This is a genomic window from Gelatiniphilus marinus, from assembly GCF_042684345.1.
GTDB lineage: Bacteria > Bacteroidota > Bacteroidia > Flavobacteriales > Flavobacteriaceae > Gelatiniphilus > Gelatiniphilus marinus.
This window is the reverse complement of the sequence record NZ_JBHULK010000006.1, coordinates 22,119-47,652: the sequence shown is the minus strand read 5'-3', so window position 1 is coordinate 47,652 and position 25,534 is coordinate 22,119. Positions and strand designations below refer to the sequence as shown.

The following is a 25,534-nucleotide window of genomic DNA, read 5'->3' as shown; positions in this document are numbered from 1 at the left end:
ATATATTAATGTTATTGGTTATACTATTTTTTAGTTACATATAAAACCAAAAAAAGAGGCAATTAAACCTCTTTTCTTAGTTAGTAATGTTTACATCACCTCTTCTTCTTCGATAATATTTTCTGTAAGCACCTTCGGAACTTCCTCTAAGGAATCATCTTGATACTCCCAACGATGCTCTAAGGTAATTATCTCACCAGATTCTGGTAATGCATATTCGTATGGGTCTGTCTTTACTTTAACAATATTGCCAGGGAATTGCTGACCTATAATCTGCTGGCAGGTGTCTTCATCAAATGTACTAGCTATAGAACAGGTTTTAGCTGTAAAATACATTCTGTTGGTTTCTTTACTTTTTACTGGTACTACACCGCCTTGTAGAATTAGCACAAAAAATTCTTCACCAGTTTTAGTTTCTCTCTTCTTGTAATCTTTAATCGTTACCATAGTATTATAATTTAAATTAAACAATGGCGGGGTTTGTCCCAGCCTCACTATTTGGGCAGGGTGCATTGCTTAATTATAAATCAATCTTGGCTATATAAAATTTCTCAAAAAAATTGAAAAAATTTTATAAAATAAGTTGGCTTTATGGCGTTTGACAAGTTGCCAAGTTTTTTTGGAAGAATTTATTTAGGATACTCGTTAGTTTGTATTGCTGATTTCCAATGTGGTACTACCGTACAGATATCTATTCTGGTAATTAAGTTGTTTTTTGCTTCAATGAGTATTAATGCCCCTTTGTTTTCTTTATCTCCTTGCGATAAGATAATACAAGGTTTTTTCTTGGCTTTATCAAGAAATCCCAATTCGGCATAAACTTGATTGCCAGAATTATGGATTGTTTTAAATTTACCTTCTAAATAACTTAAAACATTTTGCTTTCCTTCAAGTGCATTTAAAACGTTTTGGCTTTCGTAGATAATATTTTCATCCAAAACAGATTCTAAACCATCTTGATTTAGATTATTATATGATTTAGCTAGTGTTTTAATTAAATTTATCATTTGCTTTTTATTATCGTCTATTGTTTTGAGAATTTGATACCAATTAATTCATCTTAACATAACCTAATTCTAAATATGACTGTTTTGTACAATAATAAATCCTATTGATTTTATTATTTACTGTGTTTACCATCACTAAGGCGGTTTTTTTGTTTTTATTGCTTGTACATATAATTATGCAAGGTTTATCTTTATCATTTTTATAATAACCCAAACTAGCAAAATACTGTCGGTTTTTAGTTTTTAACTTCTTGAATAGCACATAAAAGTAATTTTTGATATGACCATTACCTCTAATTGCAAAAAAAGGTTTTTGTTCTTCGTAAACAATATCTTCATCAAATAAGCCTTCCAATAAGTTTGCGTCTAAAGTGTTTATTGCTTTTACAAGTTGTAAGGTTAGCTGTTTGTTATATTTAAAATCCTTAAAATTAATTCTAAGAGTATCAGCAATAAATTCAAGCATACTAAAAAATAAAGGGGCTTCATTTAAAACATCCCGCATGCCTTTATCTGTGTAACGATTTAATCTTTCGCCATCAACGAATGCTACGACTTCTTCGATTTCTTGATTTGCTACATGGAGAACAACTTCAACAAAAAAACCATCGAGTGAATAACAGGTCATTAGTTTAATGGCTCCATACCTAGTAAAATCTTTAGCGACTTCTATGCCCTTTGTTTGTATAGCTAGTAGCTTTTGCTTGCGGTTTAGGTTGTTGAATTGGCTGCGGGTCATCTTCAATTTTGAAATCAGTTATTATATCTCTTTCTATAACAAAAAAAGTATAGTTTTAGTTTTAAAAAACAATACACAGATTTAAATCTAGCTAATTAATAACAAGAAGTAGTCTATTAAAATTAGGATTTTTTAACTAAAAATCAATTTCTGATTCAATTAAAATTTTACTTTTTAAATATTCGTAAAGTTTTTGATGATATTTTTTGCCTGTTTCAATTATTTGCTCTTTCGTATTTTCACTAAAAAAACCAGCATCAATCATTCCTCTAAGCACTTTTATTCTGTTATTAAAGAATTCCATTTGACACAACTCTGGGTACATTTCAAGGTCTGCTATTTCCATTCTAAAGATTGCGTCCCTTGCTTTGATAGGAGCCATTGAACCAGAATTACTAAATATATCTGAAATATGAGGGGTTAAATCTAAAGCATTCATAACAGTATACGTAATAGGTTCAAATCCATAAAACATTGCTAATAGTCTATTTTTACGCAAATTCAAATTTTCGTTATTAATATACAGTCCAGAACTAGAAAAATAGTAGCTTAAACTTGAAAACATTTGGTTTACATCAACATTATCAGATATTTCTTCTGTTAATGCCAACATGAAACATTCCCCTGTTGAAAAATAATCATTAAGGTTTTTTAGCTGAGCGGGATTAGCTATTATTGATTGTTTTATAAGATTTAATACGTTTTTTCCCTTTTGTAGTTCCTCATTTTTTATTAATCCATTTGCTAAATTTACTAATTGGTCTAATTCCATATTTTATAATTATTAGTTTTACTTTTTTTCAAATTTTCGTTATTCCTCATAAGTAATTAAGTCAACCCTAGAATAATTACCATTTATATTAGTATAACTTATTCTAGTTGGATATTTATTTTCATCATATTGGTATGTAGCTGAATATAACAACTCTCCATTACGATAAACTTTAGTTACGTTATTCTCAAAAAGCTTAATGCCCATATCTTCTGATGTTATATAATCAAAACCAGTACAGGTATATAAACTTAAAAGTCCAGAATTTTCAGTAAGTACATAAAATGGATTAATGTTATCATCATATTCAAAAGTGTAATTGTAATTTGAAGTGACTGAACCGCCTGGAGTATTAAATTCAATTTTATTTAAATTACTTATTTTATCATTTGCATAAGTAACAATTACCTTTTCCCACAAACCGATATTTGGCAGCAACCATTCAATTACTTGAACCTTGCCGTCAGAATTGTAACTAAATTGATAATCTATAAAATTATCGTTGTATTGCATTTTAACTAGCTTATCACTTTCATAAACATATTTTAAAACTTCACTATTTTGCTTAAACGCATTTAAATCAAATATATTTGGGTTGAAAGTGGCTGAATTAAAAGAGGTTGTGCCTTCATACCTTTTAGAAATTTTCCCGCTAGAATTATATTCAAAATAATAAAGTTCTCCGCTACAATTATCTAGAAATACATATTCTAGCTTATCATTATTATAAAAAAATTGACTTCCTTTCTGCCAACTTTCAGGATTTTGTTTTTGAATTGTCTTAATAAATTGTTTAGAAATGTTGTCTTCTATATCGGAGGAGTCTTCGCTACTACTACATGAAATAAATAACAGAAAAAACACTATTATTCTGGAACTGTAAATTAAAATTTGATTTTTCATTTAATTTTTTGATTTAAAATAATTTATAACCCATACCAAACTGAATACTACTCTTCTCATGTAAGCTAAATTCACTTGTGCTTAGAATAACAGTATCATCCGTATCATTTAAAAATGATGGAGAAAAACTATATCTTGCTTCTATAAAAAAGTTTGTTTTAATTGTGTATTCAGCTCCAAATGTAAATGCTCCATTAAAACTTGAGTTGTTGTCAAATTTTCTTTTGGGTTGAGCAGTTCCCCTTATAGAACTATTGATTTCACTTTTATCTTTATCTACCAAAATTAGCGATGGTGTAATACCTGTATATATTGAAAAATTCTCTATTATTTCTTGTTTAATAAGTAACGGTAAGCTTATTTTCATAACATTACCATCATAAGCATAATCTTCATTTAAAAGACCATCACTTCCAGAATTTGAAATGTTTAATTTATATATGTTAAACTGTAGTTCTGGTTGAAAAGAAAATTTATCTCCAAAATCAAGACCTACACCAATATAAGGGCTAATAGTGCTTTCTTCTAAATTATTGTCTTTTATCGTATTACTGTTAATCCCAGCTTTTAAGAAAAATAATTTGCTTGATTGAGAATAACTTGTAATTATTGCTCCTAGAAATACTAATAAGAAAAGTGTTTTTTTCATTTTTTAATTGGTTTAAGTTTAGCCTTGTGAGCTATTTATTAATGCTTAGTTGTGTTTTTGCATAATGCAAATATTTTTATAAGGATTCTATTTTCTTTGTGGAAACCCTCAGTTGGATGTAATTAAATTTATACGAAAATAAACAAATAACGCATATATGCGTCTATAAAATGTAATTGTTTTGTGGATTTTTAATCCGTGATTAATGTTAAGAACAAAGAATTTATTTCTGCTTTTGGAGGGAACCTAAAAAAGATTCGCAATGAAGCAGGGCTTTCCCAAGAAGATTTGGCTAATGATGCCGATATACCATTATCACAAGTAGGCAGAATAGAAAGAGGCGAGGTTAACACAACCATTTCCACGGTTTATGTTTTAGCAAAAGCTTTAAAAGTTAAAATAACACACCTCTTTGAATTCCAATAAAAAAGTTGGCAACTTGATGTAAGCTTTATACAGCTTTTATTTGCTTTTCAACCGCTCCATTTCCAAACTAACCTTTTTCTGCACCACTTTACCATAGCTTTCCTGTGTTACTTTCATGCTGGAATGCCCCAATAACTCGCTAACAATTTCCATCGGTACATTATTATAAAGCAATACGGTACTTGCAAAGGTTCGTCTAGCCATATGTGTAGTAAGGTTCTTATCAATCCCAACAATAGTAGCTATTTCCTTTAAATAGGAATTATAACGCTGGTTACTTATTCTGGGAAATACCAAATTATCTTCATTCTGGTAAATATTTAAAATAGTTTCAGCCTTTGATAGCAATGGAACAGATAGTTCCCTAGAGGTCTTCTCTCGCTTAATTTTAATCCACAGGTTATCGTCAAAACCAACAAATATATGCTTGTTTTCCAACCGCATCAGCTCATTATACGGCAAACCTGTATAACAGCAGAATACAAATAAGTCCTTTACAAATCGCAACCTAGATTGGCTAAAATTGTGATTCTCCAGTTTTTCAAGTTCCTCTGCTGTCAAAAACACCACTTTTTTAATAATGTTTTTGGCTTTATAAAGCATAAATGGGTCTTTAATTAAATATCCTTCTGCTACCGCAACTCTTATCACTTTTCTAAAACGTTGTATCTTTTTGTTTATCGTAATCTGTTTTAATTGTGGATTATGCGTTGTTTTATAATAATAATCCAAATCTGTTAAAAAATTAGATTTTAACTCTTTTAGAGGAATATCATTAGTTTTAAATTTAAATTTAACAAAGCGTTTTATATCAAGCTTAATGTACTCAAACTTATTATAAGTTACTTGCTTTATATCAATACTTACAAGTGCTTTAAGTGTATCTAAATAGTTCTCATAGAATTGGATTAGATTGTAATCTTTTGTGGCTTTTTTGCCTTTGTAGGCGTTATAAACATCATCTACAGTAAAGTTTTCTTCTTTAACTTGAAGCAATAAAAAAGCCTTATTAATTTTGGTTTTAATAAGGCTTAGTTGTGTGTTTATAAATTCAGCATCAGGTTCTAGTGGTTTTACTAATTGTTGTTTGCTATTCCAGTTTTTGGGATTTACGAATTGTCCTGTAGAGAATTCTTTACGTGTTTTATTGTATGTTATTCTGCATCTAATAGGACATTTTCCTTTAGAATTGATTTTAGATTTATACAATAGGAATAATATATTTAATTTCATGATTTTCAATATTTTATTAGATTATTCAATGGTACACCTTGAAGAAAAAATGGTACACCTTATAGTATGCCTTTTAAGTTAAAAAACTTGACAACTTGACTTTTGAAGTAAAATGTAGGTAGTGCAGTAAATGCAGGTAACACAAGGAAAGTTTTGAGCACAAAAAAACCCAACACTTTCGTATTGGGTTTTGTTTGCTCCTCTTCTTGGGCTTACTTCGACTACGCTCAGCATAAACTTCTCACCCAATCCTTTCCACAAAAAAACCCAACACTTTCGTATTGGGTTTTGTTTGCTCCTCTTCTTGGGCTCGAACCAAGGACCCTCTGATTAACAGTCAGATGCTCTAACCAACTGAGCTAAAGAGGAAGGTTAACTATATTTGTTTTTAAGTTTTTCTGTAATTTCAGGATGTTTAACCAAATTCTGAATATACACTTTACTTTTCATTTTTTTAATATGGGCTTCTATTTTTCTGGCTTGAACCCTAGATTTACATTCGATATGATAATATAACATCCAATCTGAAACCTGTTTGTAAAAGCATTATTGTAAAAACCATAATTATGTTGTTCAATTCGTTCTTCTAAGTTTGATGCTTCACCAACATAAAACTTGTCAAGCAATTTAGAATACAAAATGTAAACAAAATTCATATTAATATTTAAAAGAACATTTTTCAACTTTGCTCTAACCTCCCGATAGCTATCGGGATGAGCTAAAGAGTAAGGTTGTTTCGCTTTAGCGAGCGCAAATATATATATATTTTTATATACTACAAAACGACTTTTAATTAAAATTAATATTTTTTTAGTTTTAATTAAAACAAAGTTTCACACTGTGCTTAATATTTGTCCTCAGCGTAAATTAACAATTAAAAAATTAATTAAAAATAGCTTTATAAATATCGTTTCCGTTGGCAAATAGTACCAAGGCAATTAATATAAAGAAGCCTACCATTTGCGCGTACTCCATAAACTTATCGCCTGGTTTTCTGCCAGAAATCATTTCGTACAGTAAAAACATTACATGGCCACCATCTAAGGCAGGTATTGGCAACAAGTTTAAAACGGCCAGCATTATCGATAAAAAGGCAGTAATACCCCAAAACGCTTCCCAACTCCAGGTGTCTGGAAAAATATCGAATATGGCTTTAAAACCGCCAACGCCTTTATAGGCTCCGGTGCTTGGGCTAAATATTGCTGCTAATTGGTCGCCATACGATGCGATTTGATCAATAAATTTATTATAACCAACACCAAAGCTTTCGCCTAAGGTGTACTTCTTTCTTGTAATGGATAGATAGCCTAACTCTTCAAACATATCGTACGAACCGGTTGAAAAGAAACCAAACTCCCCTTTATCGTCAATTTTCAGTTCGGTTGTAAAAGTTTCGTTATCTCTTAAAACATCAACAGAAACGGTTTGGTTCTTCAGGCTGCTTAAAACGGGTTTAAACTGGTCAAAATATTTATACTTTTCTCCATTTATTCCAATAATTACATCGCCCTTTTTTAAATTGGTATTTTTGTTTAACGAAGAATCGCTTACTTTTCCAAAAACAAAAGGCCTTCTTATTTCAAAAAGACTTCTGTCTTTACTTGTTGAGAGTTGCCCTAAAAAATCTTCAGGAAATTGAATGGTTTTTTCAGTGCCATTTCTGTTAATTGTTACCGACTGTGCGCCAATTATGTTTTTTTTAATATCGAAATAATTTTCAATCTTATAATCGCCTACAGCTACAATTTGGTCGCCGGTTTTAAAGCCTAAATCGGTTAGTAACGGATTTTCTATTGAATAACCGTCTTGTAAACTTGATGCCGATATGTCTGTGTCGCCATAAAAGAATGAGGCAAAAATGTAAATTATTAAGGCCAGCACAAAATTAACCGTAACGCCACCAAGCATAATAATTAAACGTTGCCACGCCGGTTTAGAGCGAAACTCCCAAGGTTGAGGCTCTTTTGCCATTTGCTCGGTATCCATGCTTTCATCAATCATACCGGCAATTTTTACGTAGCCACCTAAGGGCAACCAACCAATACCATAAACGGTGTCGCCAATTTTCTTTTTAAATAACGAGAATTTTACATCGAAAAACAGATAAAACTTCTCTACTTTGGTCTTAAAGGCTTTAGCAGGAATAAAATGCCCCAATTCGTGCAAAACAATTAATAAAGAAAGGCTCAATAAAAATTGAGATATTTTAATAACAAACTCCATATAGCTTCAGTCAAATTTTTTAATCGTGCAAAAGTACACTTTTAAACCAACTTTAGAAAGACTATTATTTTAAGGCATATATTTTTAACACGATTTTAAGTTTAGTTAAAATCTTAATACTTTAAATTTTTGGTCGTGGGTGTTTCATTGTATTTTTGCTGTTGTATAATTTCAATTCCTAATTAATGCTTTCATTTTTTAAAGAATACAAAGGGTTTGCTATTGTTTTTTCCATTATCTCAATTGTTATAATTGCCATTATTTACAACACTTTAAACGTGTATAAACCGCTGCCAATTTACCAGCCCGCCATGGTTAGCACCGCCTTGGTGGATAGCACCATTCAGCACAAAAAAAAATACCATAAAATTGCCGATTTCAAACTTGTAAACCAAAACGGAAAAACCATTACCCAAGACAATTACAAGGACAAAATCTATGTTGCCGATTTCTTTTTTACCACCTGCCAAACTATTTGCCCGATAATGACTGACCACATGGCTAAAATACAGAAAGAGATTATTAACGATACCGATATTTTGTTGCTTTCGCATACCGTAACCCCAGATATCGATACGGTGGCGCAACTAAAACGTTATGCCAAATCTAAAGGTGTAATTGATGCGAAATGGAATTTAGTTACTGGCGATAAAAAACAAATTTATAAGCTCGCCAGAAAAAGCTACCTAGCTGTCTTAGATGATGGCAACGGAGATGAATTTGATATGATACACACCGAAAACTTTATGCTTATAGATAAAAAACGACAGATTCGCGGGTTTTATGATGGTACAAACGCCGAAGAAATTGATAGGCTTTTGGGCGATATTGAAATTTTGAAAAATGAAAATCTGAAGAATTAAAAAAAGCGTTCCAGTACTTTGCTAATTGCCCATTGTTAGTTTAGTTGAACGATAACGAAACTTTTGAACTTGAAACTTTTGAACTTGAAACTTTTTTACATTACTTTTGCTTCTTTAAAACCAATCTAAATAAGCTTGCAGGATACATTAGCCAATTTAAAACGAGGAGAACGCGGCATAATTACCGATGTTTCGTCTGTACATATCCCCCTAAAACTTTTAGAAATGGGTTGTTTACCAGGTAACCCCGTTCAACTTTTGCAGCTTGCCCCGTTTCAAGACCCCATGTATTTAAACATTAACGGTACGCATCTGGCAATAAGAAAAGAAACTGCTATTCATATTTTAATAGAAAAAATAGCACATGAGTAAGCAAATAAATGTAGCTTTAATAGGAAACCCAAACACAGGAAAAACCTCTGTTTTTAATGCGCTTACAGGCTTAAACCAAAAGGTTGGTAATTACCCGGGCATTACCGTCGAAAAAAAAGAGGGTATCTGCAAATTACCACGTGGTGTAAAAGCCCATATTATCGATTTACCGGGTACTTACAGCTTAAATGCCTCTTCGCTAGACGAGAATGTGGTTATCGAACTTCTACTTAACAAAAACGATAAAGATTTTCCTGATGTTGCCGTTGTTATTAGCGATGTAGAAAACCTTAAAAGAAACCTATTGCTTTTTACCCAAATAAAAGATTTGGAAATCCCTACGCTACTTGTAATAAATATGAGCGACCGTATGGGCTACAAAGGTATTACTTTGGATATTGAGTATTTAGAACAACAACTAAACACCAAAATAGCCTTAGTTAGCACACGTAAAAACGAAGGCATTAATAACTTAAAACAACTTATAGCCAATTATAAGGATATTCCGGTTTCGCCTTGCTTGAACGCCACAGAAATCGACAAAGAATATTTCGACAATTTACGTAAAGCTTTCCCCAATCAGTTAATTTATAAGCTTTGGTTGGTTATTACCCAAGATGTAAACTTTGGAACCATAAATAGAAATGAATTTGATGCCGTTGCCGATTTTAAAACAAAAAGTAAAAGCGACTTAAAACGATTGCAGCAAAAAGAAACCATAAAGCGCTATCAGTTTATTAATAAGGTGCTAAAAAAGGGGCAAACCATAGATGCTTCTAAAGCTAAAGATTTACGCACAAAATTCGATAGAATACTAACGCATAGGTTTTGGGGTTACTTTATATTTTTATTCATATTGCTCCTTATTTTCCAAGCTATTTACGATTGGTCCAGCATCCCCATGGACGCCATCGATAGTGCTTTTGCATCACTAGGCGAGTGGGCCAACACCCAACTACCAGAAGGCACGTTTACAAGTTTACTTGCAGACGGTATTATACCTGGACTTGGTGGTGTGGTTATCTTTATACCTCAAATTGCTTTCTTATTTCTATTTATAGCCATACTTGAAGAAAGCGGGTATATGAGCCGCGTGGTATTTTTAATGGATAAAGTAATGCGGCGTTTTGGCTTAAGTGGAAAAAGTGTGGTGCCTTTAATTTCTGGTACCGCTTGTGCTATTCCAGCTATTATGGCAACCCGTAATATTGAAAGCTGGAAAGAACGTTTAATTACCATTTTGGTAACGCCTTTTACAACCTGCGCTGCACGATTGCCCGTGTATTTAATTATTATTGCACTGGTTATTCCTGAAGGGCGGTTTTTAGGTTTAATAAGTTACCAAGCTCTTACTTTAATGCTTTTGTACCTTATTGGTTTTGGCACAGCGGTACTTTCGGCTTACGTATTAAACAAAATTTTAAAAATAAAAAGCAAATCGTTTTTTGTGGTCGAAATGCCAAATTATAAGCTTCCCCTACTTAAAAATGTCGCTTTAACGGTGGTAGAAAAAACAAAAGCCTTCGTGTTTGGCGCAGGCAAGATTATTCTTGCTATTTCCATAGTGCTTTGGTTTTTGGCTTCTTTTGGCCCCGGAGAAGAGTTTAAAAATGCCAAAACTATTGTAGAAACTAAATATGCCTCCCAAAATTTAAGTGAAGACGAATTAGAAGAGCATATCGCCTCCCATAAACTAGAACATTCCTTTATTGGTATAACAGGAAGAGCCATTGAGCCTGCTATTAGGCCATTGGGTTACGACTGGAAAATTGGTATTGCCATAGTAAGCAGTTTTGCCGCCCGCGAGGTGTTTGTAGGCACACTGGCAACCATTTATAGTGTTGGAAGCGATGAAGAAGAAACCATTAAAAACCGTATGGCTGGAGAAGTTAACCCCATTTTGGGCGGACCACTGTTTAATTTCGCATCGGGTATTTCGTTATTGTTGTTTTATGCTTTTGCCATGCAATGCATGAGTACGCTTGCTATTGTTAAAAAAGAAACCAATAGCTGGAAATGGCCCATGTGGCAACTGGTTATTATGAGTGCTTTTGCTTATGTTGTGGCATTAATTGCGTTTCAGGTTTTGAAATGATTCGTTGTTGTGAAGAGTTTTTACGAGGTAACAATCTTTTAAATTGAAATAAAAACACTAAATTTAATGAATGATTGTTGTTTTGAAGCAGTTGCTTTAGATTGATTTAAAAGGAATTATGAATACTATCATACAGAACATTATCGCTTTTACCATACTTGCTTTTGCGATTAGGTTTTTAATCTTAAAGTTTGTTTGGAACCCGAAAAAGAAAACCAACAATCCCGATAGCTATCGGGACTGCGGAAGTGATGCTGGTTGCGGCTGTAGTTAATTTATTCATTATACCTATTAATCCAAGCCAAAGTATGTGCCACCTTGCTAATTAAATTGCTTGGTTTTTTGGCAATACCATGGGCAGCACCTGGGATTTCTACTAAAACCGTTTCTATTTTCCGTAATTTTAAAGCATGGTACAATTGTTTGGCTTCGCTTGGTGGCGTGCGCAAATCTTCCATACCCACCATAAGCATGGTTGGGGTTTCAATATTGCCCACTAAAGATATTGGCGAAAACTTCCAATAGGTTTCAAAATTCTCCCAAGGTTGCCCAGGTAGACGCGTGTCGGCATAAGCATAATAATTATCGGCAACCAATGTTTTACTAATCCAATTTATAACGGGTTTTGTAACTACGGCAGCTTTAAAGCGGTTGTTTTTACCAATTAACCAAGTGGTCATTATGCCACCTGCGCTACCGCCAGTAACATAAAGTTTGTTATTATCTACGATGCCTTTTTCAACTAAATAATCTACGCCATCCATCACATCTATATAATCTTCGCCTGGGTAGTTATGGTATAATAAATTTGCAAATTCTTCGCCGTAACTCGTACTTCCACGTGGGTTTGGGTAGAATACCACATAACCATCGGCAGCGTATAATTGAATTTCTGCCGTAAAGCGGTCGCCATAGTTTAAAATAGGGCCACCATGATTTTCAACCAATAAAGGATATTTTTTTGAGGGGTCGTAAAACGGTGGTTTTACAATCCAGCCTTGAAGATCTCGACCGTCGAAAGACGATTTATACCAAACTTCTTCGGTTGTTCCTAAGGTTCTAAAGGCTAAAACATCATCATTTAAACGGGTTATGCGATTAGCGACTTTTTTATTCTGAATAACAGCTAAATCCGCAGGATAATCTGGTGTAGATTGTGTAAACGCAATAACGCCATTTTTAGACACCGAATACGATCCCGATGCATAAGGACGCCCCAGTGTGGTGCCACCCATATTATCGGCATGCTTTGTTATTTTTCCTGAATTAGAAATATAGGCCACTTTAGAATTCCCTTTATCATCATAAGTAAAATATAAGCCTTTTCCGGAGCTGTCCCAAGAAATATTGTTCACACTACGATCTAGATTGGTGGATAAAACACGTCGTTTACTACCATCAACATTCATGATATTCAATTTTGTGGTTTGAAAGGCTTGCATTTTGTCTTCGTAAGATAAAAAAGCAATGGTTTTTCCGTCGGGTGAAACTTTAGGTGAGTAATCTGGCCCGTTTTGAGTGGTAAGCGCGGTAATTGCTCTTGTATTTACATCGACTTTATACACTTCGCTGTTTCTAAACTCGTATTCCCAATTATCGCTTCTATTGCCAGAAAAATAAATGGTTTGTCCGTTTGGAGCAAACGAAAAGTTTCCGCTATGGTTAAAATTGCCAGAGGTGATTTGTCTAGGTGTTCCGCCGTCTGCTGGCATAGTGAAAATATGGGTAAATCCCGGTTCTAGATAGCCTCTCCCATCGGCTTCATGCTTTAATCGGTCTGTTATTCTAACCGGTTTTGCCCAATTTGCACCTTTAGGTTTTGCGGGCATTTTTATAATTACTGGAGCTTCTTGCGGTACAAACATGGTAAATGCCAAGTGTTTTCCATCTGGCGACCAGGTTAATGAAGCTGGAGATTTTTCTAATTGAGACAGCTTTGCAATTTGCCCTGTATTTACCCAATACATGTATAATTCTGATCCTGCTTCAGTCGTGCTTGTAAACGCAATTCTATCGCCACTTGGCGACCATCGTGGCTGCGATTCGTTAACCTCTCTGGTGGTTAATTTACGGTGAGATGTGCCATCAGCATTTATAATCCACAGGTTGCCCTTGGGTTCATCCGTCATAATATCAAAACCGTTTCTTTTGTACACAATTTGTGTTCCGTTAGGTGAAATTTGAGGATCTGATGCCCATTCCAATTCAAAAACATCTAAAGCTTGAAATGGTTCTTTTTTAATTTGACAAAAAACGTTGTTGGCAAATACGACTGAAACTAGAAAAAGGATAAAACGATTCATACAGATTTTTTATTTAAAAGCTTAAAGTTAATAATTATTGTGCTTGCTTTAATAATTAAATTTTTTAGTTATATTTGAAAAATTTTTAAGCTTACTTAAATATTTTGTTAAATAAACCATAAATGTCTATAGCCATAGAAAATTTTGTAAAGGCCATTTACAAAAACGATAAAAACGACAGTAATGATACCAAACCCGGTAATATTGCTAAAAAACTGGGCATATCTAATGCTGCGGCTACAGATATGGCCAAGAAATTAGCAACTAAAGATTTACTGCATTACGAGAAATACCAAGAGTTGAAGCTAACCGAAAAAGGCACAAAAATGGCACTCAATGTGGTTCGTAAACACCGCCTTTGGGAATGTTTATTGTTTAAGATGTTCGATATGTCGTTGCACGAAATACATAGGGAATCTGAATTATTAGAGCACCAAACCTCCGATTTTCTGGCCAATAAAATAAGTGCGTATTTAGGTAACCCCAAGTTCGATCCGCATGGCGATCCCATACCAAATTCAAAAGGGGAAATTACCACTAACGATACCTCGGTGGCCTTATCAAATACTCAAGAAGGCAAAACTTATACTATTTCTAGATTGATGAGCGATGAAAAAGAGTTCTTCGATTTTTGCGCGCAAAACGGTTTAAAATACGGGAACTCCATTGTGGTAACCAAACAATTCAGCAAAAATAAAATGACTCAAATCTCTATTAATAACAACACCATTGTTTTAAACCAAGATTTTACAAATATTATCTATGTTAACGAAACCAAATAAAAACAGCCTATTTATAGGTATTGCTTTAAAAGCGTCTGTGTTTTCATTCGCGCAAAGCAACAGCAAAGCAGAATCTTTAATTACAGATAGACCAGACCAAACCGAGTCTTCAACAGTAATGTCCAAAGGTTTTCTTCAAATTGAAACCGGAGCTTCTTACGAAGCGTTTGAAAGCAATAATATTAAAAACGAAGAGTTCACTTTTAACACAACCTTAATGCGATTCGGGTTGTTGGACAACCTAGAATTACGATTGGGTTGGCATTTTATAGAAGGCAAAACAACTACTTTAAGCAATATATCTAGTGGCTTTAGCCCTTTGTTATTAGGTGTTAAAACCGGTATTGCCAAAGAAAACGGATGCTTTCCAGAAATAGGATTATTGGGTCATTTGTATTTGCCATTTACCGCAAGTAATGATTATAAACCAGGAACCACGGGCGTGGATTTTAGATTTGCTTTTGCACATACACTCAACAAAAATTCAAGTTTATCTTACAACCTTGGTGCGGCTTGGGGCAACGATTCTCCAGAAGCCTCTTATGTTTACACCATTTCTTACGGGCAAAGCATTACAAATAAATTAGGCGCTTACGCCGAATTGTATGGCGATATACCAGAAAACAATAAAGCCAACCATTTTTGGGATGCTGGTTTAACCTATTTAATAAACAACAATGCGCAATTGGATGTTACTATTGGATCAAGCATCACCAAAGGCCAAGACATATTATTAAGTGCTGGGGCTAGTTTTAGAATTCCTTCAAATCAAAATTAAAACCGTTTGTCGTTCCTGCGAAGACAGAAATACATACAAATTAAATTAAAAAATAATTCCTTTTTCACGAAAAATAAACATGATAAAAAATTTACTTATACTGTTGGTTTTAGCAACCACTATTAGTTGTAAAACCGACAAAAAAGACAACAGCAAACTCAACATTGTTACCACAACAACCATGATTACCGATTTGGTAAAAAATATTGGCGGAGATTATATTAATATTGAAGGTTTAATGGGTAGCGGTGTAGATCCGCACCTTTATAAAGCCAGCGAAGGCGATGTTACCAAACTCGTAAATGCCGATATTATTTTTTACAACGGATTGCACCTTGAAGGTAAATTAGTTGATGTTTTTGAAAAAATGAAAAGCAAATCGCCTATTGCTTTAGCTGAAGAGATTGATAAAAGCACCTTAATAGGTTCTGAATATTTTGGGTCTAATTTCGATCCGCATGTGTGGTTTAATATTGAATACTATAAGCAATTCGTAAAAAAAGTAACCGCGGTTTTATCTGAAAAAGACCCAAAAAATTCAGTTAATTATACTGAAAATAAAACACAATATTTGAAGAAATTAGAGGAACTTCAAAATAAAGTTATAAGCTTGATTGAAACACTTCCAAATGAAAAAAGAATATTGGTAACCGCACATGATGCCTTTAATTATTTCGGAAAAAGTTACGGTTTTCAAGTGGTTGGCTTGCAAGGTTTATCTACGGCAACCGAAGCGGGTGTGCAGGATGTACAAAAACTGGCAGCCTTCATTATAGATAATAATGTAAAAGCTATTTTTGTTGAAAGCTCTGTGCCAAGGCGCACAATCGAAGCCTTGCAAGCCGCAGTAAATTCGAAAGGGCATGAGGTAAAAATTGGAGGCACCTTATACTCTGATGCTTTAGGAAATGCAGGAACGGTTGAAGGGACTTATATTGGTATGTTCGAGTATAATGTGAACACGATTGTTAATGCGTTGAAATGAAACGTCATTCTGAGGAGCACCAAAAGTGCGACGTGAAAATCTGTTAAATTATAACCCAAAATTGAACAGATTTTCACGTCGTTTCCCTCCTCACAATGACAAATAAAAATAAAAGATGAAACAAAACATCGCAGTACAAATAGACGATTTAACCGTTGCGTACAACTACAAACCCGTACTTTGGGATATCGATTTAGAAATCCCCGAAGGTGTGCTTATGGCTATTGTTGGGCCCAATGGTGCAGGAAAATCAACGCTCATAAAAGCAATTTTGGGCATTTTAAAGCCCATTGCCGGAAGCATTAGTATTTACGGAAAGCCTTACGACGAGCAACGCAAATTGGTCGCTTACGTACCCCAAAAAGGAAGTGTAGATTGGGATTTTCCAACCACGGCGTTAGATGTTGTAATGATGGGAACTTATGGTAGTTTGGGGTGGATAAAACGCCCTAAGCAAAAAGAAAAAAAGGCAGCACTCGAAGCTTTAGAAAAAGTAGGCATGCTGGCTTTTAAAAATAGGCAGATAAGTCAGCTTTCCGGTGGCCAACAACAACGTATATTTTTGGCAAGAGCATTGGTGCAAAATGCTTCAATATACTTTATGGACGAGCCGTTTCAAGGTGTAGATGCCACCACCGAAATTGCTATTATCAACATTTTAAAAGAGTTGCGAAAAGCGGGAAAAACAGTTATTGTTGTGCATCACGATTTGCAAACCGTACCCGAATATTTTGATTGGGTAACCTTTTTAAACGTAAAAAAAATTGCCACAGGCCCCGTTAAAGATATTTTTAACGATGATAATTTGACAAAGACTTACGGTATAAACTATAAAGTAAGTATTCAAGAATAAAACAAGTTAACAATCTTATTATCAGGATTTTACATCAATGCAAAATGAGCAGAAATAGTTTCAAAAAAAAAATTAACTAAATTAGTTTCTGCTTCGCAGGAATGACAAAAATGAATTTACAAGACTATTTTTCTTTAGTATTTAGTGATTACACTCTAAGAACCATCACACTCGGAACAGCTATTTTAGGTGCTGTAACAGGTATGCTGGGTAGTTTTGCAGTGTTACGTAAACAAAGTCTTTTGGGCGACGCCATATCTCATGCGGCATTACCAGGCATTGCTATTGCTTTTTTAATTACTGGCACAAAAGATACCAACGTATTGCTTTTAGGGGCTTTGGTAAGCGGTCTAATTGGAACGTTTTGGATTCGTGGAATTATTACCAAAACCCATTTAAAATCCGATACGGCCTTGGGTTTAATCCTGTCTCTATTCTTTGGGTTTGGCATGCTATTGCTTACATACATACAAAAACAGCCCAATGCCAATCAAGCGGGATTGGATAAATATTTATTCGGACAAGCCGCCACATTGGTTGAAAGCGATGTTTGGCTCATGGCATTGGTTACAGGTGTTTGTATAATAGTGTTACTGCTTTTTTGGAAAGAATTTAAAATACTTTTGTTTGATGCCGATTACACAAAAACCCTAGGTTTCAACACTAAGTTTATTGATGTTTTAATTACCTCTTTTATTGTTTTGGCCATTGTTTTAGGTTTGCAAACCGTTGGAGTGGTTTTAATGAGTGCCATGTTGTTGGCGCCCGCCGCCGCCGCAAGACAGTGGACAAACAGTTTGGGTACCATGGTTTTTCTTGCTGCGGTTTTCGGTGCGTTTTCAGGGGTGTTTGGTACAGCCATTAGCGCGAGCCAAAACAACTTATCGACCGGACCCGTTATTGTTTTGGTTGCTGCGGTTTTTGTGGTATTTTCGTTTGTGTTTTCTCCAAGCCGCGGTTTGTTGTTTAAACAGATCCGTTTTATTAAAAACAGACGCGATTTACAGCTTCATAAAACCTTGGCCTTCATGTATCATATTGCTGAAACGCACGAGAATATTTCGCATCCGCATGCTATTAAAATATTGAATAATTTTCAGGGATATACCAAAGGAACACTTCAAAAATTAGTAAAAAAGAATTACGTAAAACTTGATGGGAACATGTGGAGCCTAACGGAGTATGGCTTTAAAACAGCCTCAAATCTTTACAATCAACAAGCCAGTGAATAGTGCTCAAATAGAAATACAATTAATTGCCAGTTTAGTGGCCGTGGCTTGCGCTATTCCGGGTACATTTTTAGTGCTCAGAAAAATGGCAATGATAAGCGATGCCATTAGTCATTCCATATTACCAGGTATTGTTGTTGGTTTTTTTATCACACAAGACCTCAACTCGCCATTACTCATATTGCTTGCTGCCTTAACAGGAATTATTACGGTTGTTTTGGTAGAGTATATTCAAAAAACAGGATTGGTAAAAGAAGATACGGCAATTGGTTTAGTATTTCCTGCTTTGTTTAGTATTGGAGTAATAATGATTGCCAAAAACGCCAATGATATTCATTTAGATGTCGATGCCGTTTTATTGGGTGAATTGGCTTTTGCGCCATTTGATAGATTGCTTATTTCTGGTGTCGATCTTGGACCAAAATCGTTGTGGGTTATTGGCAGTATTTTAATAATTACAGTGCTTTTGCTGTTGGCATTTTTTAAAGAGTTGAAGCTAAGCACCTTTGATGCTGGTTTGGCGGCATCGCTTGGTTTTTCGCCGGCTATTGTTCATTACGGTCTCATGTCGGTTTCCTCGGTAACCATTGTTGGTGCTTTTGATGCTGTTGGTGCTATTTTGGTCGTGGCGCTTATGATTGCCCCGGCAGCAACCGCATACCTTTTAACAACCAATTTAAAGAAAATGCTCGCCCTGGCCATAGCATTTGGGGTTTTTAGCGCCCTTTCTGGATATTGGTTTGCGCATGGGCTCGATGCCTCCATTGCCGGCTCGATAACAACTGTTTTGGGTTTACTGTTTTTAATCGTGTATTTATTTGCCCCAAGCAAAGGTGTTATTGCGGTGCTTTACAGAGAAAAGCAGCAACGCATAGAAGTTTCTTTATTAACGTTTTTACTACACTTAAAAAACCATTATGAAGAAGAAGAACGCCATGTAAACCATTTAAACGAACATATTAATTGGCAAAAAGTGAGGGCTAAAACGGTGCTAGAATTGGCTTTGAAAAATAATATGATTTTAATTGAAAAAAATATTGTATCGCTAACCGAAAAAGGCGACTATTTTACCTCGCAGGCCATCGATTATATTATAACCAACGAAGATGCAAAAATTGAACACATGAAGGACGATTTCTTTTTGTTTAGGGGCTAAGGCATGCAGAACGCTGCGAAACATATCTTGGTTTTACTGGTTCTTTTATTTGAAAGATTGCTTGGTCATGCTTGCTCGCGATGAGCGTAGCGAAACACCTAAAACCCCATAGATTAAATATAAAACTCGTTAAAAAAGATGCTTTAGTCGTGCCTCCTTCTTAAAGGTGCAGTAATTTCATTTAATATATTTATTTTAGCAACATGGCACAACACAACGAGCTTGGTAAAAAAGGCGAACAACTGGCAGTAGATTTTTTGTTGGAAAACGGATACGGTATTATTGAGCGCAACTATTTTTTTGATAAAGCCGAAGTGGATATTATTGCCCAAAAAAAAGACATTCTTGCCGTTATTGAAGTAAAAACACGTTCGACCACCGATTTTGGAAATCCGCAGGATTTTGTTAAACCCAAACAAATACAACGCCTTGTGAAAGCTGTTGATGCGTATGTTACCGCAAACGACTTAGATGTTGAGGTGCGTTTTGATATTATTGCCATTGTTAAAGAAAAGAAGGGTTTTGGTATTGAGCATTTAGAGAATGCTTTTTATCATTTTTAATTTGCCGAGGTTGTTTTAAAAAAAGTTAGCATCATTGCCAAACGTACTGATATTGTAGATTTTTTTTATTGCCAAATCAGATATCTGGTTTATTGGCTGATGGCTTATACCCACCCGAATCGAATATTGATGTACTACAAAAAAGGGATAATATATATTGCACTCACGGTAATAAAAAATTCTATTTTAAAGTTTTGTTTAATTCTGTTTTTATGCTTTCTAAATAATTCTTGTTTTGATTAACATCTAGTACCAAAATATGGGTTAGAATTTCTGGTACGTCGGCAAAATCAAATGTTATTGGGGTCATTATCATTAACTTTTCAACCGATCTTTTAATGGCAATGTTTAATTCATTTTGGCAATGGTTTTTAACATTGTAACTTTTAGATATTACGGGAATAATAACTTTAGAGTCTGCAATGCCCTTCATATATTTAATTGTAAATTGTTCGCCAATGCCAATACTCTTTTCATCAAAAAATATTTTTAGTTTATTTCCGTCTTCTTTTTTAAATTCTGATAGTGGTAAGTAAAGATTTTTTTTTACCCAATCGTAATCATTGTGCGAATAACTTATAAACACATCATAAACGCCTCCGCCTTCAATAATTCCCATAACCAGAAATTTAAGTGCATAGCGCCATGTTAAAAATGCTGCAACAGCCATACCCATTAAGGTCATACCAATAGGGATAACTTTATTAAAAGCAAATACCAGAAGCCCGTATGTGGCAAAGAAAATTGCGCTAATTAAAAATGAAATTACCGCAAGGGTTTTGGGTTTGGTTTGCAGCCGTTTTATGTATTTAAATAGCAATGCAAAAACGAATACGGTAAATAAACTAAAAAACAATGTTTGTCCTAAAATAATGGCCAAATTTGTTATTGGTTGTTTAGCTATTTTAACATCGATTATTTTTTCGTTTAGAGCCCAAGCCAAAAAATAAGTTCTAGGCATTGAAATATCTTTCTGAAAATCATTTTTAAGATCTCCTGCAATTACATACTTCTTGTGCATCTTTAAAGGAACATTAAAGCTGCCAATAGATTTCGAGCTTTCATCTGGTGCAACAAAATCATAGCGCTGTTTTTCTATAGCTTCAATTGGGCCTAGAGGCACCGCAAGGTTTTCGAATTCATTTGGAAAACTATTTGAATCGTCGTTTAAAGCAATACGCTTTATGATAGATTCTATTTTTAACGTATCTCCAAATGCGGTTTTTAAAAATAAATCTGATGGGTAATGAATTAACTCTTTATCTGCTACAAAACCAGCGTGAAGCCTTCCTCCAACTAAAATACTATCACTATCATACAGGGTTTTAGCCTGCTTAAAATCATTAGTCTCAAAAATAGAGTCTTGAGCATAATAATTTCTGAGGCTATAAACAGCATATACATCAATACGTTTGGCTCTTACTTTTTTAATTGCTTCTTTTAGTTCTTTAAGTTGAATTGTATCATTAGAAAATGAAATGTCTAAAATAACAGCCGTTGGACTTTCTTGATTGGTTGTGTTATGGTGTTGAACTGTATTGAGAAAAGAGATGATTTTTTTCCGAAACTGTTTTAAAGATTCATTTTTACTGTCTAGATTTGGTTTTTCAATATTTACAACCGCAATACGAGAAGAGAGCTTTGAAGCAGCATCGCTCTCATTCATATATACCTTTTTATAAAATGCGTAATCCCAATCTTTCCAGAATTTAGTTATTGTTAATGCAACAATTAATAAAGTAAAAAACGTAATGAGATATATTGCAAAACGTTTAAGAGTTAGTGTTTCCATACTTATAACCTGCTATCGTATTCGTCTGCCCAATCGTAATAAAAGTCAGATTTTTTGAAATTCTTTAACAGCTCATAAGCCCAACCTAAATATTCATTAATATCAACTAAATCGTAGCAGATATCCCATGCCCAATCCTCATCATTATATTGAATTGCATATTTATATTCGCTTATATATTCATTTAGCTCAGGAATAAGGATATTTATAATATCGATCGCTAAGGTATTCCCTATATTTTGGTACTCAGTAATATTTGTGCTTATCATGGCTTCACTTAAATACAGCGACGTATCGAGTATGTATATATCTTCAGGGTCAGACATTGCCATATACTCAACAGCTTTGCCTAAAGGTATAATGGCTTTTTCAAACTGGCCAATTTCCATATATAGCTCTCCTATTAGGCTATAGTTTTCTGCCAGCTCTTCAAAGTAGGCATTTCCGCTCTGTTCTTTATTATAGGTGTCTTTCTTAAAAGCATCAATGGCTTGCTCGTAAGTTTTATAAAAAATTGTATCCCTTTTTTGATGAGTCGAGTAAGAATCACCAGCAGTATTTGTAGTTCTAACTGTGGTATTTAATTGAGATCCAACTTTTTTTCCGCCTATGTTTGTTGTTGCGTTTTGGTTTATTATAACAGGAACTTGATCGATAATAACAACTCGACCCTCTGCTGTTTGAATATTTACAGCCTTACTTTGTCCAGCAGCTTGAACTCTAAACTGAGTGCCATCTGCATGCCCCCAGGTATAGCCATTGCCCGCTTTATAAAACCCAACATTTTGTTTTACATTCTTTAATATATGATCTACTGTTCCTTTAACGGTTTGAGCCTTTATCCCATATTTTTCCTTGATTAATTTTAAGGATGAATTTGGGTGAATTATTTGCCTTTGGCCTTTGTACATTGTTGATACAGCAGTGCCAAAAGTTGTGATTGTTGTTCCAAACTGATATTGTTTAGTTGGATTATACTGAATGGTTTGTGTATAAGGAGGCTTGTTAGGTTCGTGTATTGACAATTTAGCTACATTAACCATTTGCCCATTATTTTGCATCCCAGCAATATTAAATTGTGCAGATACAAAAGAGGAACAAAATAAAGTAATATATATAATAATAAAATATTGTAGGCAACAATGGAGGGGCTTCTTAATTTGTATTGGGTTCATAAGAAGTTCTTGTTGGTTACTCTTTAAAGATACATTATTTTTTTGTAATGTTAAGGATAAACATCAATATTTCAATATATACAAAGTTTAACACTGAAATGAAAAACACCTATAAATGAAAAGTCGCGTTTGATGTCGATTTGGAAATTAACGATAATTGGTTGCAGGCATTTTAATTTAATGATGACATTTTTTTTTTAATACGATGTACATACAACTAATCAATCGTTATTAATTATGAAAAAAAATATCAAAATCAGTGCTCTCGTTTTTTTTGCGGTATTTACCCAAACAGTTAGTGCACAAACCTCTTACTACATACCTACCCATTATCGCGGTGTGTTCAACGGGCAACCCTCAAGCACCAGAGCTACAGGCATGGGCTTAACAACCATTACCTTAGAAGGTATTGAAAATGCATTTTATAATCCAGCAACCGTTGGACTAACTGACGAAAAAATTGCTGTTCATATAAATTATGCATCCGGAAACCAAGTTTATAAAGGCGGCAAATACCCTTTTCTTGGAGTCTCCTATCGTGTTAACGAAAAATTAATTGTTGGCGCAAGTACCTTAAATTGGTTCGACGAAAAAAATTCGCCATGGACCACCATAATAGGTGGGTTTAGTGAAAACGTAAAACGTAGAAGTCAATCGGCATATACCTTGGTAGGGGCTTTTGAGGTTATTCCTAACTTGAATTTAGGATTATCGGGTAATTATTTGGTCGAGAAATTTGTTAATAATACGGTAACAAATTCAGAATTTATTTTGTCTTTTGGAGCTGTATATGACAAAGAAGTGAATTGGATAAAAGCTGAAAACGTAAGCAACCAAAAAATAAGATTTGCAGGCAGTTTTGTAAACCTACTAATGAAAAACCAAATTGAACAACGCTATCAAAATTTTTTACATTACAGAGATTTACCAACCTATTTAACCCTTGGCACATCGTACCATGCAAGCTTACCTTTTAATGTTGGTTTTACTCAAAACAAAGGGTTTTTTGAAGGTGCACCAAACACCGTAGATTTATCGTTGCACTTACAGTATAAAGATTTAATGAAAGGATCAAAGAAAAACTCTGTAAATCCTGACCACAAAAACAACACCGCTATTGGTATTGGTGCCGAAGCTTGGTTTATGGATCTAATAGCTATAAGAATGGGTTATTATAACGAAAAACGACCCAATGGCCCTAAATCTGGCGGCGGCACATGGGTTACCGATAATAAAAAAGGCTTTACTTGGGGCTTTGGAGCTAAACTGCCACTAAACAGATTAACCAATGGCAAACTGCCATTTAACAGTGAGGTTAATTTTGTAACCAGTAAATTACTAAACGAATACGGTAATAATTACACCCAACCCAGTTATTTTACCGATAGAAATTTTTTGTTTTCAGTGGGCATAAATCTTAAATTTGTAGAGCCAACTAAACCTTAGCGAAAATTATATAAAACCAATATTTAGCCTATTTGGTCTATCTTATTAAAAAAGAGGTCTAATTAGGCTTTTTGTTTGCATATCCCAATCGGTACAAACCCATAATTATTAATCTAAAATAATCTCACTTCACTATTTGGTAATCAAATATATAATCGTAAATTTGCAAACTCTTTTTTAAGAGAGGAATGTTTAATTAGAAAAAATTTAAAGTGTGGACACATTAAGCTACAAAACGATTTCAGCAAACAAAGCTACTGTAAACAAAGAGTGGGTTTTGGTTGATGCTGAAGGTCAGGCGCTTGGTCGTTTATCATCTAAAGTTGCAAAACTTTTAAGAGGTAAGCACAAGCCAAACTTCACACCTCACGTAGATTGCGGAGATAATGTAATTGTTATCAATGCTGAAAAAATCACGTTATCTGGTAACAAATGGAACGACAAAACCTATGTTCGTCACACCGGTTACCCAGGAGGTCAGAAAAGTTTAACTGCTAACGAACTGTACGGGAAAGACCCTGCAAGAGTAGTAGAAAAATCAGTAAAAGGGATGCTGCCTAAAAACAAATTAGGTGCAGCATTATTCCGTAATCTAACCGTTGTTGTTGGTTCAGAGCACAAACACGAAGCTCAAAAACCAAAAGCAATTAACTTAAACGAATTCAAATAATGGATGTAATTCACAAAATTGGCCGTAGAAAAACGGCTGTTGCGCGCGCCTATGTTGCCCCAGGAAAAGGTAACATTACAATCAATAAAAAAGACTTAACTAATTATTTTACTACCGCTACTTTACAGTACAAAGTAAAACAACCTTTAGTTATGACTAACAATGACGCCAACTTTGATATTACAGTAAATGTATTTGGAGGAGGTATTACAGGGCAAGCAGAAGCTGTTCGTTTAGCAATCTCTCGCGCTATGTGCGAACTTGATGCAGAGAACAGATTAATCTTAAAACCAGAAGGTTTGTTAACTAGAGACCCAAGAATGGTAGAGCGTAAAAAATTCGGACAGAAGAAAGCGCGTAAAAAATTCCAATTCTCGAAACGTTAATTTTATTGGCAACTTGGTTGGGAATCTGTTTATCAGTTCCTCAAATCATATTCAAAACAAATTATTAAAAAGATACTGAAACAAGTTCAGTATAAAAAAACAGTTATTGTTGTCCTAGTTGTAAAAAACAGGAT

General features: G+C 34.3%; 27 protein-coding genes and 1 tRNA gene. 15 read left to right on the top strand and 13 right to left on the bottom strand.

The genetic code is table 11. From position 1 onward, the window contains the following. Window positions 1-90: 90 nt before the first annotated feature. The 6 genes from ACFSQS_RS13195 to ACFSQS_RS13170 form a co-directional block, all read right to left on the bottom strand. On the bottom strand, window positions 91-447 hold the full coding sequence (locus ACFSQS_RS13195) for a hypothetical protein (protein ID WP_388019786.1): 357 nt from the start codon (window positions 445-447) through the stop codon (window positions 91-93). A 182-nt stretch (window positions 448-629) separates the two neighbouring features. Beyond that, a complete protein-coding gene (locus ACFSQS_RS13190; RefSeq protein ID WP_388019783.1) occupies window positions 630-1,007 on the bottom strand; it encodes a hypothetical protein in 378 nt (125 codons plus the stop codon). Window positions 1,008-1,050: 43 nt separating this feature from the next. Beyond that, window positions 1,051-1,746 carry a hypothetical protein gene (locus ACFSQS_RS13185; RefSeq protein WP_388019780.1) on the bottom strand — a complete coding sequence of 232 codons (696 nt, stop codon included), beginning with the start codon at window positions 1,744-1,746 and terminating at the stop codon, window positions 1,051-1,053. Between the two features lie 136 nt (window positions 1,747-1,882). Then, window positions 1,883-2,518, bottom strand: coding sequence for a hypothetical protein (locus ACFSQS_RS13180; protein ID WP_388019777.1), 636 nt, complete (start codon window positions 2,516-2,518; stop codon window positions 1,883-1,885). A 39-nt stretch (window positions 2,519-2,557) separates the two neighbouring features. Beyond that, window positions 2,558-3,421, bottom strand: a complete 864-nt coding sequence (locus ACFSQS_RS13175) for a hypothetical protein (protein WP_388019774.1) — start codon at window positions 3,419-3,421, stop codon at window positions 2,558-2,560. Between the two features lie 13 nt (window positions 3,422-3,434). Then, window positions 3,435-4,070, bottom strand: coding sequence for a porin family protein (locus tag ACFSQS_RS13170; RefSeq protein WP_388019771.1), 636 nt, complete (start codon window positions 4,068-4,070; stop codon window positions 3,435-3,437). A gap of 198 nt (window positions 4,071-4,268) precedes the next feature. On the opposite strand from ACFSQS_RS13170, the gene ACFSQS_RS13165 reads away from it, so the two are divergent. Continuing rightward, window positions 4,269-4,496, top strand: coding sequence for a helix-turn-helix domain-containing protein (locus ACFSQS_RS13165; RefSeq protein ID WP_388019768.1), 228 nt, complete (start codon window positions 4,269-4,271; stop codon window positions 4,494-4,496). A 36-nt stretch (window positions 4,497-4,532) separates the two neighbouring features. Here the strand turns inward: ACFSQS_RS13165 and ACFSQS_RS13160 are convergent, their stop codons facing one another. From ACFSQS_RS13160 to rseP, 4 genes are all read right to left on the bottom strand, one after another. After that, entirely contained in the window at window positions 4,533-5,729 is a 1,197-nt protein-coding gene (locus tag ACFSQS_RS13160) for a site-specific integrase (RefSeq protein WP_388019765.1), read from the bottom strand. Window positions 5,730-6,024: 295 nt separating this feature from the next. Beyond that, a tRNA-Asn gene (locus tag ACFSQS_RS13155) sits at window positions 6,025-6,098 on the bottom strand. A gap of 98 nt (window positions 6,099-6,196) precedes the next feature. Next, window positions 6,197-6,385 carry a GIY-YIG nuclease family protein gene (locus ACFSQS_RS13150; RefSeq protein WP_388019762.1) on the bottom strand — a complete coding sequence of 63 codons (189 nt, stop codon included), beginning with the start codon at window positions 6,383-6,385 and terminating at the stop codon, window positions 6,197-6,199. A 226-nt stretch (window positions 6,386-6,611) separates the two neighbouring features. Next, window positions 6,612-7,952 (bottom strand): RIP metalloprotease RseP, encoded by a 1,341-nt coding sequence (rseP, locus tag ACFSQS_RS13145; protein ID WP_388019759.1) that lies wholly within the window; start codon window positions 7,950-7,952, stop codon window positions 6,612-6,614. A gap of 185 nt (window positions 7,953-8,137) precedes the next feature. Here rseP and ACFSQS_RS13140 point away from each other — a divergent pair, with 185 nt between their 5' ends. The 4 genes from ACFSQS_RS13140 (at window position 8,138) to ACFSQS_RS13125 (ending at window position 11,556) form a co-directional block, all read left to right on the top strand. Then, window positions 8,138-8,815, top strand: coding sequence for an SCO family protein (locus tag ACFSQS_RS13140; protein WP_388019756.1), 678 nt, complete (start codon window positions 8,138-8,140; stop codon window positions 8,813-8,815). A 135-nt stretch (window positions 8,816-8,950) separates the two neighbouring features. Continuing rightward, window positions 8,951-9,187, top strand: coding sequence for a FeoA family protein (locus ACFSQS_RS13135; RefSeq protein ID WP_388019753.1), 237 nt, complete (start codon window positions 8,951-8,953; stop codon window positions 9,185-9,187). Further along, window positions 9,180-11,282, top strand: a complete 2,103-nt coding sequence (feoB, locus tag ACFSQS_RS13130) for a ferrous iron transport protein B (RefSeq protein ID WP_388019750.1) — start codon at window positions 9,180-9,182, stop codon at window positions 11,280-11,282. The genes ACFSQS_RS13135 and feoB overlap by 8 nt, the downstream gene beginning before the upstream one ends. Before the next feature lie 118 nt (window positions 11,283-11,400). Continuing rightward, a complete protein-coding gene (locus tag ACFSQS_RS13125) occupies window positions 11,401-11,556 on the top strand; it encodes a FeoB-associated Cys-rich membrane protein (protein ID WP_388019747.1) in 156 nt (51 codons plus the stop codon). Window position 11,557: 1 nt separating this feature from the next. Here the strand turns inward: ACFSQS_RS13125 and ACFSQS_RS13120 are convergent, their stop codons facing one another. After that, window positions 11,558-13,585 (bottom strand): S9 family peptidase, encoded by a 2,028-nt coding sequence (locus ACFSQS_RS13120; protein ID WP_388019744.1) that lies wholly within the window; start codon window positions 13,583-13,585, stop codon window positions 11,558-11,560. Window positions 13,586-13,707: 122 nt separating this feature from the next. On the opposite strand from ACFSQS_RS13120, the gene ACFSQS_RS13115 reads away from it, so the two are divergent. From ACFSQS_RS13115 to ACFSQS_RS13085, 7 genes are all read left to right on the top strand, one after another. Beyond that, complete coding sequence (locus tag ACFSQS_RS13115; protein WP_388019741.1) at window positions 13,708-14,367, top strand: metal-dependent transcriptional regulator; 660 nt, start codon at window positions 13,708-13,710, stop codon at window positions 14,365-14,367. Further along, window positions 14,348-15,145, top strand: coding sequence for a transporter (locus tag ACFSQS_RS13110; RefSeq protein WP_388019738.1), 798 nt, complete (start codon window positions 14,348-14,350; stop codon window positions 15,143-15,145). Before ACFSQS_RS13115 ends, ACFSQS_RS13110 begins: the two co-directional genes overlap by 20 nt. Window positions 15,146-15,224: 79 nt before the next feature. Continuing rightward, window positions 15,225-16,130, top strand: coding sequence for a metal ABC transporter solute-binding protein, Zn/Mn family (locus ACFSQS_RS13105; protein WP_388019735.1), 906 nt, complete (start codon window positions 15,225-15,227; stop codon window positions 16,128-16,130). A gap of 115 nt (window positions 16,131-16,245) precedes the next feature. Beyond that, on the top strand, window positions 16,246-16,983 hold the full coding sequence (locus ACFSQS_RS13100) for a metal ABC transporter ATP-binding protein (RefSeq protein WP_388019732.1): 738 nt from the start codon (window positions 16,246-16,248) through the stop codon (window positions 16,981-16,983). A 110-nt stretch (window positions 16,984-17,093) separates the two neighbouring features. Next, a complete protein-coding gene (locus ACFSQS_RS13095) occupies window positions 17,094-18,215 on the top strand; it encodes a metal ABC transporter permease (RefSeq protein ID WP_388019729.1) in 1,122 nt (373 codons plus the stop codon). After that, entirely contained in the window at window positions 18,208-19,368 is a 1,161-nt protein-coding gene (locus ACFSQS_RS13090) for a metal ABC transporter permease (RefSeq protein WP_388020173.1), read from the top strand. The genes ACFSQS_RS13095 and ACFSQS_RS13090 overlap by 8 nt, the downstream gene beginning before the upstream one ends. 203 nt (window positions 19,369-19,571) lie before the next feature. Then, the gene (locus tag ACFSQS_RS13085) at window positions 19,572-19,931 is read left to right on the top strand and encodes a YraN family protein (RefSeq protein WP_388019726.1); all 360 of its coding nucleotides are present in this window, start codon (window positions 19,572-19,574) and stop codon (window positions 19,929-19,931) included. 181 nt (window positions 19,932-20,112) lie between these two features. Here ACFSQS_RS13085 and ACFSQS_RS13080 read toward each other — a convergent pair whose 3' ends face one another. Both ACFSQS_RS13080 and ACFSQS_RS13075 read right to left on the bottom strand, forming a co-directional pair. After that, the gene (locus tag ACFSQS_RS13080; protein ID WP_388019723.1) at window positions 20,113-21,723 is read right to left on the bottom strand and encodes a toll/interleukin-1 receptor domain-containing protein; all 1,611 of its coding nucleotides are present in this window, start codon (window positions 21,721-21,723) and stop codon (window positions 20,113-20,115) included. 2 nt (window positions 21,724-21,725) lie between these two features. Further along, complete coding sequence (locus ACFSQS_RS13075; RefSeq protein ID WP_388019720.1) at window positions 21,726-22,784, bottom strand: hypothetical protein; 1,059 nt, start codon at window positions 22,782-22,784, stop codon at window positions 21,726-21,728. 351 nt (window positions 22,785-23,135) lie between these two features. On the opposite strand from ACFSQS_RS13075, the gene ACFSQS_RS13070 reads away from it, so the two are divergent. The 3 genes from ACFSQS_RS13070 (at window position 23,136) to rpsI (ending at window position 25,400) form a co-directional block, all read left to right on the top strand. After that, window positions 23,136-24,344: a hypothetical protein gene (locus ACFSQS_RS13070; RefSeq protein WP_388019717.1), complete on the top strand. Its 1,209-nt coding sequence runs from the start codon at window positions 23,136-23,138 to the stop codon at window positions 24,342-24,344. A 214-nt stretch (window positions 24,345-24,558) separates the two neighbouring features. Then, a complete protein-coding gene (gene rplM, locus ACFSQS_RS13065; RefSeq protein ID WP_388019714.1) occupies window positions 24,559-25,014 on the top strand; it encodes a 50S ribosomal protein L13 in 456 nt (151 codons plus the stop codon). Continuing rightward, window positions 25,014-25,400, top strand: coding sequence for a 30S ribosomal protein S9 (rpsI, locus tag ACFSQS_RS13060; RefSeq protein ID WP_388019711.1), 387 nt, complete (start codon window positions 25,014-25,016; stop codon window positions 25,398-25,400). The genes rplM and rpsI overlap by 1 nt, the downstream gene beginning before the upstream one ends. The last annotated feature ends 134 nt before the right edge of the window (window positions 25,401-25,534 follow it).